At 36.5% G+C, this 14,814-nt stretch carries 11 protein-coding genes; 7 read left to right on the forward strand and 4 right to left on the reverse strand.

The window, feature by feature from the left end:
• Window positions 1-17: 17 nt before the first annotated feature.
• Together NYE67_RS06930 and NYE67_RS06935 are read right to left on the reverse strand one after the other, a co-directional pair.
• The gene (locus NYE67_RS06930) at window positions 18-767 is read right to left on the reverse strand and encodes a VOC family protein (RefSeq protein ID WP_340729560.1); all 750 of its coding nucleotides are present in this window, start codon (window positions 765-767) and stop codon (window positions 18-20) included.
• An 89-nt stretch (window positions 768-856) separates the two neighbouring features.
• Entirely contained in the window at window positions 857-1,387 is a 531-nt protein-coding gene (locus tag NYE67_RS06935) for a PadR family transcriptional regulator (RefSeq protein WP_340729561.1), read from the reverse strand.
• 425 nt (window positions 1,388-1,812) lie between these two features.
• Here NYE67_RS06935 and NYE67_RS06940 point away from each other — a divergent pair, with 425 nt between their 5' ends.
• The 5 genes from NYE67_RS06940 to NYE67_RS06960 all read left to right on the forward strand — a co-directional run bounded on the left by NYE67_RS06940 (window position 1,813) and on the right by NYE67_RS06960 (window position 9,236).
• Window positions 1,813-5,424: a dynamin family protein gene (locus NYE67_RS06940; protein ID WP_340729562.1), complete on the forward strand. Its 3,612-nt coding sequence runs from the start codon at window positions 1,813-1,815 to the stop codon at window positions 5,422-5,424.
• Between the two features lie 13 nt (window positions 5,425-5,437).
• Window positions 5,438-6,241 (forward strand): sulfurtransferase, encoded by an 804-nt coding sequence (locus tag NYE67_RS06945; RefSeq protein WP_340729563.1) that lies wholly within the window; start codon window positions 5,438-5,440, stop codon window positions 6,239-6,241.
• Window positions 6,242-6,381: 140 nt separating this feature from the next.
• Window positions 6,382-7,203 (forward strand): MBL fold metallo-hydrolase, encoded by an 822-nt coding sequence (locus NYE67_RS06950; RefSeq protein WP_340727502.1) that lies wholly within the window; start codon window positions 6,382-6,384, stop codon window positions 7,201-7,203.
• Between the two features lie 378 nt (window positions 7,204-7,581).
• The gene (locus NYE67_RS06955; protein WP_340727503.1) at window positions 7,582-8,202 is read left to right on the forward strand and encodes a DUF47 domain-containing protein; all 621 of its coding nucleotides are present in this window, start codon (window positions 7,582-7,584) and stop codon (window positions 8,200-8,202) included.
• 17 nt (window positions 8,203-8,219) lie between these two features.
• Entirely contained in the window at window positions 8,220-9,236 is a 1,017-nt protein-coding gene (locus NYE67_RS06960; protein ID WP_340727504.1) for an inorganic phosphate transporter, read from the forward strand.
• A 273-nt stretch (window positions 9,237-9,509) separates the two neighbouring features.
• On the opposite strand, the gene NYE67_RS06965 is transcribed toward NYE67_RS06960, so the two are convergent.
• On the reverse strand, window positions 9,510-10,325 hold the full coding sequence (locus NYE67_RS06965) for a S1C family serine protease (RefSeq protein ID WP_340729564.1): 816 nt from the start codon (window positions 10,323-10,325) through the stop codon (window positions 9,510-9,512).
• Window positions 10,326-10,714: 389 nt separating this feature from the next.
• Here NYE67_RS06965 and NYE67_RS06970 point away from each other — a divergent pair, with 389 nt between their 5' ends.
• Window positions 10,715-11,929 (forward strand): NAD(P)-dependent malic enzyme, encoded by a 1,215-nt coding sequence (locus NYE67_RS06970; RefSeq protein WP_340729565.1) that lies wholly within the window; start codon window positions 10,715-10,717, stop codon window positions 11,927-11,929.
• Between the two features lie 68 nt (window positions 11,930-11,997).
• Here NYE67_RS06970 and pepF read toward each other — a convergent pair whose 3' ends face one another.
• On the reverse strand, window positions 11,998-13,803 hold the full coding sequence (pepF, locus tag NYE67_RS06975) for an oligoendopeptidase F (protein ID WP_340729566.1): 1,806 nt from the start codon (window positions 13,801-13,803) through the stop codon (window positions 11,998-12,000).
• A gap of 131 nt (window positions 13,804-13,934) precedes the next feature.
• On the opposite strand from pepF, the gene NYE67_RS06980 reads away from it, so the two are divergent.
• The gene (locus NYE67_RS06980) at window positions 13,935-14,813 is read left to right on the forward strand and encodes a patatin-like phospholipase family protein (RefSeq protein WP_340727508.1); all 879 of its coding nucleotides are present in this window, start codon (window positions 13,935-13,937) and stop codon (window positions 14,811-14,813) included.
• Window position 14,814: the final 1 nt, after the last annotated feature.

The following is a 14,814-nucleotide window of genomic DNA, read 5'->3' on the forward strand; positions in this document are numbered from 1 at the left end:
AATGCACTGTTTGTGAGTTAGTCTAAATTTATAAGGATGTTTTCAACTTTGCATGTCTTCCTACTAAAGGAACTATTATCGTTTTTTAATGTGACTTTTACAGAATAGTCTTTAGCTTTTTCAAAAATAATTTCTTGGGAATTTTCTAACTGGACGATTAGTTGGTTTTCATTATCTATTGTTTTCTCAAAAACAGTTTTTAACATTTGGAAGTCGGAAATAGTGAAGTCGCCTGCAATATGAATTTGTGTAATGCCAGATATGTTATTCTCTTTAGAATTAGGAACCATATACTTTTCAAACCCTTTACGGATTTTTTCGCTGTCCATTTGTTGAAAACCAATATGAAGAGGGATTTTTTCAAAGAAATTCAAAAAGCTATTTTGCCAGGGTAATGTTTTTGAAATTAACTTAAAGAAAAATTCAATCTTAATTCTTTCAGGATTGGAAATAGAAATTCCTTCTTTTTGTAAGCGCTGAACCATTGTATTGATGTTATCTACATCAATCATCAAGCAAATTAATCCTCTATGTCCCGAATTATAGGCATGAACCCATTCAGGCTTCCATCCGCCACCATCGTTATTTTTAATGGTGATTAATTCAAAGTATTCATTTCCAGTCCAAATATTAGTTGCTTTAAAACCTTTAGTACCTTTACCCTTTTTTATATTATAGGGAAGGCCAGCTTTTTTAATTTGTTGAACGTCCTCACTTTCTTGCTGGTAATTTGCATCTACATTTATTACGAGATGGTCAAGTTTCATAATGGATCACTCCTTAATGTTAATATACTCAATGTTGAGTATATGGATATTTATTTGTTCCTCTTTTAATTAAGAGGAACGATTAAATTCTATTTATAACTATTTAATAAATCCTTCACAAAGTTAATTTGCTGTTCTAAAATATCTACCATGTTTTTAGCTACAATAGACATCATTGGTGATAACCCATTTGGTAAATGTTGTTCTTTAATTGATAAACCATTTTCGACTAAAAGGAGTTCTTTTTCAAGCATTTTTAAATGATGTTTTAATGCTTCTTTTGCTCTTTCCTCTTCTAATTGATCAATCATAGATAAACCAGCGTATAAAGAGAGAGGGTAGGGTACATTAGAAGAAACAATAGAGTTATAAATAAGCTCTTTTAAATGCGCTCTTCCTAAATCAGTAATGCGATAAATAGATTTTTGGCGATTGCCGCTATGTTCGATATGATCTATTTCTATAAAATGATTTTGTTCCAATTTTTTTAAAGCATGATAGATGGACCCTACGAGTACACCTGACCAACTTTCGGCTTCATTTTCTTGTAGCATGATTTGTATATCATAGCCAGACATCGGTTGCATATTTAGCGCACCTAATACAAGGAGCTGAGTCAACGTAATCCCTCCTGAAAATACTCTATGTTGAGTATTTTACTTTTTATAAGTATTGGAAGTCAATTTATTTTTTTACATGTTTTTACAATGTGCTCATGTTAACATTTGTGACTATATTTGATTTTTTGTTCAATTATTTTGAAAATAGCTATTATTATGGGGGAAAGTCTATAATTCGTCTAATAGAAAAATGCATTATTCGCGATAATTTTAAAAAATTCTAGCCGATTTTCTTGACTAACCATGGTACTATAGAAAGTATGAAGAATTTAAGGCAAAAATCTATCTGTTTCGACAATCAAGAATGACAATTAGGCTCTAAAATCTAGAGCATATAAAGGTCAGGGTAATTACAAAAAACGAGCATACATTAGCTTTTAATAAGATAATAGATCAATGCTGAATGAAGATAAGGGGTAAGAAATATGACGTTGTTTGACGATAAAGTTCAACGATTGTTACAGCAATCGGCATTACAATACATAATCTACAAGGAAAATGAGGATTCAGAACGAATTGAAAAGCTTCATTTATTTGCACGCAAGCTTTTGCAGAAGGAATTTGTCATCGGTTTTGCCGGTCACTTTTCTGCTGGTAAATCAAGTATGATCAATGCACTTTCGGGGGAAAACATTTTGGCGACAAGTCCAATCCCGACGAGTGCAAACATTGTAAAAGTGCATAAATCGGATGAAGATTTTGCTATTCTTTATTTGCATAATGAAAAGCCGGTAAAGTTTGAAGCAGGCTATGATATTAAACAAGTGAAAGAACTAAGCAAAAACGGTGAATTAGTTTCACAAATTGAAATTGGGCATAGCACATCAAGCTTACCTGAAGGGGTTACTGTTATGGATACTCCAGGTGTTGACTCGACTGATGATGCACATGCAATGAGTACAGAATCGGCACTGCATATAGCGGACATGGTGTTTTATACAATGGACTATAACCATGTACAATCAGAACTGAATTTCCAATTTACTAAGCAGTTAATGAAATATAATCCAAATGTTTATTTAATCGTCAATCAAATTGATAAACACCGTGAAGCGGAACTGTCATTTGATGATTTCAAACAATCGGTCCACAACTCATTTGCGGCATGGGGTGTATACCCAAAGAATATTTTCTTCACATCATTACGTGAAAAAGAGTTACCGAACAATGATTTTGATCAAGTGAAAAAAATCGTTATGGATTCAATGAATGATTGGCAGGAGCAATTAATTTTAACAGCTGAAAATACATTGAAAAAACTACAACATGAGCATGAAGCATATTTAAAAGAAGAAAAACAAGATCGCTTTGAAACCTATGCGGAAATAGTGTCAGAGGATGACTGGCAGCACCGTGATGATATTTTAGAACAATACGAGAAATTGACTCGTCAAACAGAGCTATTCTCGTTTGATGTATTTGACAAGCAATTTGATGAAAAACGTAAAGATTTACTTGCAAATGCTGCCATCATGCCGGCGGATGTGCGAGAAAAATTACGCGCCTATTTGGAAAGCCAGCAAGAGGACTTCAAAGTGGGGGGTCTATTTACCGCGAAAAAGAAAACGGCTGAAGAGAAATCAAGACGTCAAGAAGAGGCATATGCAAGCTTTAATCATGTCGTACAATCTCAAATTACTGGTCATATGAAAGCACTAATGAAGCAGGCGCTGAAAGATGTTGGTGCATTAAATGATGAGCGTGCAGCAGGAATTGATCAAAAGGAATTTAATTTCCCATTTTCAATTATTGAAGAACAAGTGCAAAGAAGCGGTGTAATTACAGGTGATGCAGTATTAAACTTTGCGAACCGTGTTTCCGAGGCGACAAAACGTTACTTTATCCAAGCAACAGATGCTTGGAAGATTGAGCAAAAAGATACATTAGAGCAAGTAGCGCAAGAAGCAGCAGCACCGGTAAAGCTGAAGATCAATGCGATGTCAGAAAAAGTAAAGGCACTGCAACATATATTACAAATTGAGAAGTTCGAAGCATTCAGCAATACATTAATGAAGCAAGTATCCAATGAAATTCGTGCGGAATCGAAAATACATCTGGAAAACTGGAAACGTGAGCATGAACAGGCATTGAAAGATGTACGACCATTTAATGAGTCGATGTTACAGTTGACGGCGAAGGATACGGAACTAGTTGATGATCATGTACAGGAAACAATAGGGTCAGGCTTAAATGCGGAAGCCGTTATTGAAAAAGCATTAAAGACAGCCAACATTATTAAGGATGTTCAAGGCTTTAAGGAAGTTTCGAGCTTCTTAACAAAAAAAGTAGAGCGTTTGCAAAAGCGTGACTTTACAATTGCTTTATTCGGTGCATTCAGTGCCGGGAAATCAAGCTTCTCCAATGCATTAATGGGTGAACGCGTTCTGCCGGTTTCACCTAACCCAACAACAGCAGCAATTAATAAAATCCGTCCAGTATCACCTGAACATCCTCATGAAACAGCAGATGTTCATTTGAAAAATGAAGCACAGCTATTAGAAGATATTAAAGGCTCCTATGAAGCAATCGGCTTACAAGTGAATTCGCTAAAAGAAGCTTATGACCGTGCAGCAGAAGGATTGGCTGTTAAATTATCCGACGAGCGATTAAATGTCCATAAATCGTTTATTCGTGCCTATTCAGAAGGCTATGAAACGTTTGTGCCGAAGCTAGGTACGACATTGCGTGTTAATCGTCATGATTTTGAAAAGTATGTTGCACAGGAAAATCGTTCTTGCTTTGTCGACAATATCGATTTTTACTTTGATTCACCGCTTACTCGCATGGGCGTAACATTAGTAGATACACCGGGTGCGGATTCGATTAACGCCCGTCATACTGGAGTAGCATTTGATTATATTCGAAATGCAGATGCCATTTTGTTCATCACATACTACAACCACGCATTTGCCAAAGCGGACCGCGAATTCTTAATTCAGTTAGGCCGTGTAAAGGATGCTTTTGAATTAGATAAAATGTTCTTTATTGTGAATGCAATTGATTTAGCCTCTACAATGGATGAAGAGGAAGAAGTGAAGAGTTATGTTCGTTCAGAGCTACAACGCTTCGGTATTCGTTTCCCGAGACTTTACGGGGTATCAAGTTTGCTGGCGCTGAAGGAAAAGGAAAACCAGAATGATCTTCAGTCAGGGATGGCACCATTTGAAGATGCATTCCATCATTTCCTGAATGATGAGTTAATGAGTATTGCAGTACAGGCGCTAAAAGAAGAAGTGGAAAAAACCGAGGCACGACTACATGATTTAATTACGCAAACGGAAGAAAACTTAAAGCGTAAAGATGAACGACTAGAAGAGCTTACAAATCTAGAAAAGCTTGTACGTTCAAAATATCAAACAACCCAAACAGCCATGATTGAAAGTGAAGCGAAGCAGGAACTGGATGAGTTACTGTACTACGTATTACAACGTGTGTACTATCGTTATCCTGATTTCTTCCGTGAAAGTTATAATCCGTCTACTTTTGCTCAAATGCCTCCGCAGCAAGCATTACAGACAGCGTTGAAAGAAGTGCTTCAAGCACTAAGCTTTGACTTTGCACAGGAAATGCGCGTAACGAATTTCCGTTTAGCACAATTTGTAGAGAAGAAGATGAAAGCGCATTTTAAAGATGCAGCCCGGGAATTGAAAGAGTTAAATCCAAGCTTTGCATTTTTAGCTTATGAATCGAAAGAGCCGCAGCTATTGGACTTTACAGGACCTTTTGCTGAAACTGCTCCTTATGAAGGTGTTAAATCACACTTTAAAAATGTGAAGTCCTTCTTTGAAAAAAATGAAAAAGAGCAATTACGCGATGCATTGGAACAGTTAACAAAACCAAACGCCCAAAAATATTTAGAAATAGAAAAAGCTAAAATTCTTGAATGGGCAGCAGGCTTTATAGCAATTGAGGCGGAAGAATTACGTCAGCACATGCTTGAACAGGCAATTGAGCAAGTTGAAACAGAGCGCCTATTGTTACAGGAAGAAAGCCACCTAGCTGTTTGGAAAGATATTTTCGCACAACTACAATCATAAGGAGGATCTTTTTATGACTAATGTTTTTGTAACAGCCGATAAAATTGAGCCGACAGGACGCTTTATCGATGCTAGATTTGATATGACAAATGTAGAATTAGGCAAAGCTCTGTATGAAGAAGGGCATGTTGAAGGGGCTGTGTTTTGGGATTTAAATACAGACTTATCGGATTTAACAAAAGGTGAAGGGCGTCACCCGCTACCAGATAAAGAGCAGCTTCAAGCATTATTTGAAAAGCATGGGTTACATCTGAATGATGCGATTTACGTGTACGATCAAGGTGCTTCACCATATGCTACACGTGCATGGTGGATTTTAAACTATGCAGGATTTAAGCATGCCTATGTTGTTAATGGCGGTTTCCATGCTTTAAAAGATGTAGGTTTGCCGATTACTACTGAAGTACCGACATTTCCAAAAAGTGATTTGCAGCTTCAATGGAATGATGAAATTTTGCTGAAGCGCCAGGATATTGTAAATATTGTGGAAGGAAATACAAAAGCTACTTTATTGGATGCCCGTTCAGCAGCTCGCTATAATGGCGAATATGAGCCGTTTGATAAATTAGCTGGACATATTCCGACAGCCCAAAATTACGACTGGGAACAGCTACGTGAAGGTTCTAATTTAGTCATTACATCTTCTCTTCTAGACAAAGTATCTAAGGACGAAGATATTGTTGTTTACTGTGGTTCAGGTGTCACAGCAACGCCTATTTACACAGTTTTAAAAGAAGCAGGTTATGAAAATGTCCAAATTTATATGGCAGGGTACAGTGATTGGGTAAACCATCACCCAGTCGCAACGTCTAACTAAAAAATAAAACAAGCCGTTATGTGAGATTTTTTTGCATAACGGTTTTTAATTTATCGATTCAATTATTTTTAGGAGTTAATTTCCAGAAATTATGTTAAAGTGATATTGTAGAAAAATATAGAGTAAAGGAGGTAATAGGCGTGTTCTTTGAGAAGAAATCGGAAATAAGCGAAAAATCCGGTGTGAAAATGATTAATGGTTTTGTCAAATTCCAATCGGTGCGTTTGAATGTACATTGCTTTGAGGTTGATGGTGTTTTAATAGATACTGGCGCGGCATCACTCCTTGAGGAATTTAAACTGTTTTTCAATACGATGGATGTCGATCAGGTGATGCTAACCCACTATCACGAAGATCATACTGGTGGGGCACATTTTTTGCAGACAGCATATAATTTACCTATATTTATGAATGAAACAAGAATAGAAGAATGTAAACACAAAGCAAACTATCCTTTATACAGGAAGTTATTTTGGGGGGCGAGAAAACCCTTTGAAGCACGGCCTTTGGAAAATAATTTTACTTCGAGGACCGGTCGCTGGAAAGTGATTCTGACTCCCGGACATACGAATGACCATTCATCTTTTCTAAATGAAGAGACAGGACAACTCTTTACGGGGGACTTGTATGTTACACCTAAAACTAAAGTTGTGCTGCGTGAAGAAAGTATTCCGCAAATTATCGATTCATTGGAGCTAGCCCTTTCCCTTGATTTTCAGGAAATGTACTGCAACCATGCAGGCTATATAGAAAATGGAAAGGAAGCTTTACACCGTAAGTTGAATAACTTAAAAGAATTAAGCGGCAAAATAGAACTGATGGCTGAAAAAGGAATGCCCCCCTCTGAGATAACGAAACAGCTTTTTGATAAGAAATATCCAATTACAAAGTTATCATTAGGGGAATGGGATGCAGCCCATATCGTAACATCCGTATTAAAAAATAGAATATACAACAACTAACTGTTTAGCGAGGGGAACTTGCTAGGCAGTTTTTTATTGTTTTGTAATAGAAAATAGTCTCACATATTAAAAATAGTTTGTAATATTAAATTTACAATTGATTAATAATTTAAATGGTTTAAAAATATGGTAAAAGGGAATACTATAAGATTTCCTTTCATACGTATCGAAAAAGGCTTATTTACAAGAGAATTTAAGTGGATTCTGAAAATTTCGTTATATAAATAGGCAACTTGATGCAAGATTATAAGGTATATTTATTTTTCGATTGTAAAGGTTTTGTAAATAACTTAAATTAATGTTGAAGAAAATGAAAAATAGGTGTTATGATAACCTAGGTTTTAATTTACATACTTCATTTTAGGGGGATTTTATTCCATGTTCAGCTCAAAAAAACCAGATCCATTTTTTGAAGGATTATTAGATATTGCAAAAAATGTACAAAACGGTGCCAACTATGCAAAAGAATCAACAATTTCTACTGTATCGGACTTAAAACAAATTCAAATTAAAATGAAGTCTTATGAAACAGCTGGTGATAAATTAATTCATGATTTGATCGTGAAATTAAATGAGTCCTTTATGACACCAATTGAACGTGAAGATATTTTAGCGTTAGCGATTAAATTAGATGATATTCTAGATGGTATCGAAAATACGATTGCCCATTTTGAAATGTATTCATTTACAGAAGTGAATCAGTATATGAGAGACTTTGTGGACTTTATCGCTAAATCATCTGATGAAGCAGTAAAGGCAATGGAGTTATTAAATAAAAAAGATTTAATTGGTATGCGTCAACATGCCATTTTAATAAAAGATTATGAGCGCGAATGTGATGAGATTTTCCGTAAATCTATTACAGAACTATTCCAAGTTGAAAAAGATCCAATTCGCTTAATTATTTTTAAAGATTTGTATGAGCAATTAGAAGAAATTGCCGACTATTGCCAAAATGTAGCGAATACAATTGAAACAATTATTATGCGTAATGCATAATTAAAAAGGAGTAGAATATGGAAACGTTATTAATCATTACCGTACTCGTTGTTATTTTTGCGTTAGCATTTGATTTTATTAATGGCTTCCATGATACAGCCAATGCTATTGCAACATCTGTTTCAACGCGTGCGTTAAAGCCACGAGTAGCTGTTTTAATGGCTGCAGTAATGAACTTCGTTGGTGCGATGACTTTTGTCGGCGTAGCAAAAGCAGTTGCATCGGGAATTGTGGATCCCTTCTCATTAAATGCATTCGAAGGTGATGTGACTGGATCTGTTGTTATTTTGGCGGCATTAAGCTCGGCGATTACTTGGAACTTGTTAACTTGGTATTTCGGTATACCGTCAAGTTCTTCACATACATTAATCGGCTCAATTGCAGGGGCAGCAGTAGCCTCAGCCGGTATGGATATTTTAAATTATGAAGGTTTCTTTAAAATTTTACAGGCATTAATTATTTCACCAATTTTAGCTTTAACGGTAGGTTTTATAGTGATGAAGCTATTCAAATTTATATTCCAGCGTTCACCGCTATATGGTACAACGAGAGCATTCCGATTAACACAAATCGGTACAGCAGCTTTACAATCGTTTACACACGGTACAAATGATGCCCAAAAAGCGATGGGTATTATTACAATGGCTTTAATCGCAGCGAACTGGCAATCGACAGATGAAGTACAAGACTGGGTACGTTTTGCCTGCGCATTGGCGATGGGTCTAGGGACGTCTGTTGGTGGATACAAAATTATTAAAACAGTGGGCGGCAAAATTATGAAAATCCGTCCAGTTAATGGTGTAGCGGCAGACTTAACTTCTGCATCGATTATTTTTGGAGCGACAGTGATCGCATTGCCAGTATCGACTACGCACGTTATCTCATCTGCCATTATGGGTGTAGGTGCAGCACAGCGTGTGAAAGGTGTTAAATGGGGAATGGCGCGTAAAATCGTTATTACTTGGTTCATCACTTTACCGATTTCAGCAGTAATGGCTGGTTTATTCTACTTATTATTTAGTCTACTATTCTAATATAAAAAACGGCGCTCAATGTTTGTGTTTGGGCAGCCGTTTTTTTTGTATATTCGGAGTTGGTTTACGCTATCGGTGGTCACTTTTTCTAATAAAAAATAAAATGTTCTAATAACGGTTTAAGAGTTTCTAATAAAATTTATGTTATCTAATACAGGGAACATTTGTTCTGAAATAGATGTGCAATATGCTAATTTACTACGTAAATGTTCTAAAATAGTAGCCAACTATTCTAATATCTCCGACAATATTCTAATAAGTTAAATTTGAAAATCATTGCGCTAAATATTCTTGAAATTGCTCATGGACATTTTCTATCGGAATAAATAAACCGACTTTTCCATGATCTTCACGTGTACCGGTTGCAAAGACAACACCTATTACTTGTCCCTCTTCATTAATCACCGGGCTACCGCTATTCCCTCGATAAACGGGTGCGTTCATCATAATAATTTCTGTTTGAATATCGACAGCATTCGTATAGCCTATTACTTTTCCTTCATTTGCAATGCCGCTAAATGCAAGGGGATTACCGATAAAATAAACAGGCTCATTTTGACGGAATTCGCTTGTTTCTGCGAGTGTTATATACGGTAAGTTCTCCGCATCCACTTTTAATAGTGCCAAATCATATTCCTCATATGCTTCTACAACTTCCGCTTTATAAAGTGAATCATCCGGAAATACTACGGTAATCGTTAAAGCATCATCAATCACATGTTCATTTGTTAATATGTAACCATTTTCCGTTACAGCAAATCCTGTTCCTTTTCCGGAGTCAGTATTTATTGTGACGATCGATTGCTTATATGTTTGAATATTTTCCTGACTTGAAAGTTTCGTTGATACTTTTAAAAATTCAATTGCCGGAATGGAATAAATATTGAAAATTACTGCAAAAGTATTAAAAACAAGTGTCAATGCCATCAACCATACGATAATTCGCACAACAGGCTTTTGCCTTTTTGGTTTTTTGGGCTGTGGATTTAGACGTGCCTCCCGCTCTTTTGCCAGTGCCTTTTCCTGTTCTTCTAAAACAAGCTCTAAAAATTCCTCTTCAGTCAGTTGCTCGGTGTTTTTATCTGTCATTTTCACCCCTCCGATAAATTAAGTTTAACAAAAATGTGAAAAATTTGCGGTGAAAAGCTTTGTGACATTTTTTTTATGTAAGTTTGTGAAAAGTTTCATATTAAGCATTAGAAAATACTTCGTGCAATCTATCACATACTTTAGCCTGATAAAGCACTGTTTTCAAAATGACAGCCCTTACATTAATTTTATTTATATAATAGATTGTGTATGAATTCACAATATCAATTATTCGGATTATACCTCTTAAATTGTTGATATATCAACGTTTGTGAATAATTATTTGAATTTTCAAACAAAAATAAATATTATCGTTGACAAAAGAATTCAAAAGGAATAACATACGTAAATATAAAGAAAATTCCTAAAATTAGAAAGGGTTGGTAAAAATGGATTTAATGAAGAAGTCGTTAGAGATGCATGAAAACTATGGGGGGAAGATGGAAATTCGTGCAAAAGTACCGGTTCAGGATAAATATGATTTAAGTTTGGCGTATTCACCTGGGGTAGCAGCACCTTGTTTAGCAATTGAACAAAATCCTTCCACTGTATATGACTATACGATGAAAGGAAATTTAGTAGCAGTCATTACAGATGGTACTGCTGTGCTCGGTTTAGGGGATATTGGTCCGGAAGCAGCTTTACCGGTAATGGAGGGGAAAGCTTTATTGTTAAAGCGATTTGCGAATGTTGATGCTGTACCGGTTTGTTTAAATACAAAAGATGTTGATGAAATTGTTAACGTAGTGAAAGCAATCTCTCCTACATATGGGGCGATCAATTTAGAGGATATTTCAGCACCACGCTGTTTTGAAATTGAAGATCGTCTGCGTGCAGAATGTTCAATTCCAGTATTTCATGATGATCAGCATGGTACCGCAATCGTTGTCGGTGCAGGGATGATTAATGCCGTAAAGCTTGTGAATAAAGAAGTTGTGCAAATGAAGGTTGTCATTAATGGAGCAGGTGCTGCGGGTATTGCCATTTTACGTATACTAATTCAAATGGGATACACGAATGTAGTTATGTGTGATACGAAAGGGATTATTTACGAAGGTCGCCCTGAAGGAATGAATCCGGTAAAAGATCAAGTTGCTAATTTAACAAACCCATATCAACTGCGTGGAAGTTTGGATGATGCTTTAGTGGGAGCTGATGTATTTATTGGTGTATCAGCAGCAAATATTTTAAATGAAGCTCATATTAAATCAATGGCGAAAGATCCAATCGTATTTGCATTGGCGAATCCTGATCCGGAAGTTACCCCAGAGAATGCAAAAAAATGGGGTGTTAAAATTATTGGGACAGGGCGCTCCGACCATGCGAACCAAATTAATAATATGCTGGCATTTCCGGGTATTTTCCGCGGCACGCTGGATGTGCGCGCAAGAGATATTAATGAGGCCATGAAGCTGGCGGCGGTTGAGGCAATCGCTTCTCTTGTAACTGAAAAGGAGCTTCATGAAGACTTTATTATTCCTAGCTCGATGGATGAACGTGTTGCAGGGGTAGTTGCGAAGGCAGTTGGGTCAGCTGCAATAGAATCTGGAGTTTCCGACTTATTCCAACAAGTAGATGTCGTCAAGCAATCGATTGCGATTTAAAGTTGCAAGAAGTCTGTAGCTAAAAAACTAAAAGGATGTGCAAAAATATTTCTGCACATCCAAGTTTTTTAAACTGTTTGTAGTTCTTCTGTTAATTGCTCTAGTTGTGTAACTAAATTTCCGATAAATGCAATTGTGTCACGCAATGGTTGTTCTGTCGTAATATCGACACCAGCCATTTTTGAAAGCTCGACAGGTGTTTTCGTACCACCGGCTTTTAATACTTCGATCCATTCACCAACAGCTGATTCATCACCATTCAAAATACGTTGTGATACTTGTGTTGAAATTGTTAAACCAGCTGAATAAGTATATGGATATAAGCCCATATAGTAGTGAGGCTGACGCATCCAAGTAAGCTCAGCACCTTCTGTGATTTCAACTGTATCTCCCCAGAATTGCTCCAGTACTTCGCGTTTTAATTCATTTAATTTTGGAGCGTTCACATTTCCGCCAGCATCGATAATATCGTACACTTTGCGTTGGTAGGCTGCTTCCAATAAATGTGTCACAAAGTTATGGTAATACGTACGGCTAATAATGGATGAAATCACCCAACGTTTAAAGCGGGCATCTGTTGAATTTTGTAATAGGTAGTTGGCCATAAGCATTTCATTCATTGTAGATGGTGCTTCAATAAAGTATAAAGATGGGCGTGCATTATAAATATTTTGAGCGTCATTTGCTAAATAGAAGTGACCAGCATGACCTAATTCATGAGCAAGGACAAATACTTCATTCATACGGCTAGTCCATGAAATTAATACATATGGGTGTACACCGTATGGACTTGAACAGAATGCACCTGTTGATTTACCGGCATTTTGGGCAAAGTCAATCCATCGCTCATCGAATGACCGGTCAATCATTTTAATATAGTCTTCTCCCATAATGGATAGACCGTCTTTCATATATTGACGGGATTCTTCTACAGTAATAGTAGGTTCGTATGAAGGATCCAATGAAATTTTAAGATCTGCAAAAGTCATTTTATCCAGTTCATGCGTTTTTTGTAGTAATTTTGCATAGCGACGCATATGTGGTGCTAGTTCATTCATAATTAAGTCGATTTGACGGTCATACATAGAACGGTCTACTTGCTGAGACTCCAGCAGCGCATCATAAATTGTTTCATAACCACGCAAATCAGCATCGGTTTTTTCGATTTTTAAATGTGTATTATACGTCTTCGCTGTTGTATGCTGATACTCACGCAGTTTTGAAGAGAATGCATCAAATGCTGCTCGGCGTTTTTTCGTATCTGTTTCTAATTCCCAGTCACCTTCAAATAGATTGTAGCTAAGAGGGAATTGCTCACCATCTACTTCAAAATCAGGGAAATTCATATCTACTAATTTTGTTGTATTGTAAAGTTCATACGGTGCATTAAATGTTGCACCGAAAGCAGCCAATGCTTTTTCCGCTTCAGGATGAAGTTGGTGCGGTTTTTGAATAAGCAGTTTATTAATATAGTTTTCATATGATGGATTTAAGAGTTGAGCTTCTTTTAAAATTGCTTCATCTAATGCCAATAAATCACTTTTTACAAAAGAAAGTTTTGTAGCGATGCTCGCAGCTAATGATCCAAATTGAGCTGAACGCATTTGATTTTCTGTATTTGTTTGATCTACACTGTGTGAAAGACTAGCGTACGTTCCGATTGGTACTAATTTAAGTTGGATTTTTTCAGTCGCTTCTATAGCTGCGATGGCACCCTTTGCATCTGTAATTGTACCTGGCAATTGCTTGGCACTTATTTCAACAAGCTGTTTCACTTCTTCAATTGCTTCTAAGTAAGCTTCTTCTGAAGAAAATAAATCATTTAAATTCCACGTTTCCTCAACTGGTACTTCATTACGTTTCAACATTGACATTAGTTTCCTCCTAATATTACGATATTCGAAATAAATAATAACATATTTCTGAAAATTTAGGAAGTATGCTTGAGATTTAAAACGTATAATAAAATAGAAGAAGTGTATATGACGGAAAGAGTGTGATGTAGATGCATGAAGTAAAGGACTGCAGTTTAATTTTAGAAGGGGGCACATTTAGAACCGTATTTACAGCTGGTGTACTGGATGCCCTAATGGAGCAGCAAATAGTGATGCCATATATTGCGGCAATTTCGGCTGGGGCGATAAATGCGGTTTCATATATGTCAAATCAGCCTGAGCGAACAATGCGGGTATTAACAACGTATCGTAATGATCCTCGTTATATGGGTGCGCGGAATTTTTTGAAGGAGAAAAGCCTTTTTGGTTTAGACTTTGCCTACAATATTGTACCAAATCAGCTCGACATATTTGATTGGGATACATATTACAACTATCCGGGCGAAGTAGAATTTGGTCTAACAAACGCTTATACAGGTAAAGTGGAATATAAGAGTGCGCATACGATGACGAGAACATGTGATATACTCCAGGCTACATGTGCGATCCCGGTGTTATTTCCGGAGATTAAAATTGATAATATCCCATATTATGATGGGGGATTATCGGATTCCATTCCAGTGAAACGTGCCATTGAAAAAGGCTATTCCAAACATTTACTCGTCCTGACAAGAGAACCGGGCTATATTAAACAACCGTCAAAAACAAACAAATGGGCAACTAAGCTCTTTCAAAAGCGCTACCCTAGACTAGCCGCAGCAATGAATCAGCGTGCTTCAATGTACAATGCTACGATGCAGTATATTGGGGAATTAGAGCAAAATAATGAAGCTTTTATTTTCAAGCCTGACCGTGCAATAAAGAGCTTTGAAAGTAAAGTTGATCAAATGAAAGCCAATTATGAAGTCGGTTATGAACAGGCATTAAAACAAATGCCTGAGTTGAAAGAGTTTTTAGGAATTGAAATAGGTATACCCCTACCTCTGTGAA

This window comes from Solibacillus sp. FSL W8-0474, from assembly GCF_038004065.1.
Lineage (GTDB): Bacteria > Bacillota > Bacilli > Bacillales_A > Planococcaceae > Solibacillus > Solibacillus faecavium.

What these genes read in the sequence shown, in the direction of transcription:
- NYE67_RS06940 (WP_340729562.1), top strand. Translation starts at nt 1,813, where the DNA reads ATGACGTTGTTTGACGATAAAGTTCAACGATTGTTACAGCAATCGGCA.
- NYE67_RS06980 (WP_340727508.1), top strand. Translation starts at nt 13,935, where the DNA reads ATGCATGAAGTAAAGGACTGCAGTTTAATTTTAGAAGGGGGCACATTT.
- NYE67_RS06955 (WP_340727503.1), top strand. Translation starts at nt 7,582, where the DNA reads ATGTTCAGCTCAAAAAAACCAGATCCATTTTTTGAAGGATTATTAGAT.
- NYE67_RS06965 (WP_340729564.1), bottom strand. Translation starts at nt 10,325, where the DNA reads ATGACAGATAAAAACACCGAGCAACTGACTGAAGAGGAATTTTTAGAG.
- NYE67_RS06930 (WP_340729560.1), bottom strand. Translation starts at nt 767, where the DNA reads ATGAAACTTGACCATCTCGTAATAAATGTAGATGCAAATTACCAGCAA.
- NYE67_RS06945 (WP_340729563.1), top strand. Translation starts at nt 5,438, where the DNA reads ATGACTAATGTTTTTGTAACAGCCGATAAAATTGAGCCGACAGGACGC.
- pepF (WP_340729566.1), bottom strand. Translation starts at nt 13,803, where the DNA reads ATGTCAATGTTGAAACGTAATGAAGTACCAGTTGAGGAAACGTGGAAT.
- NYE67_RS06960 (WP_340727504.1), top strand. Translation starts at nt 8,220, where the DNA reads ATGGAAACGTTATTAATCATTACCGTACTCGTTGTTATTTTTGCGTTA.
- NYE67_RS06970 (WP_340729565.1), top strand. Translation starts at nt 10,715, where the DNA reads ATGGATTTAATGAAGAAGTCGTTAGAGATGCATGAAAACTATGGGGGG.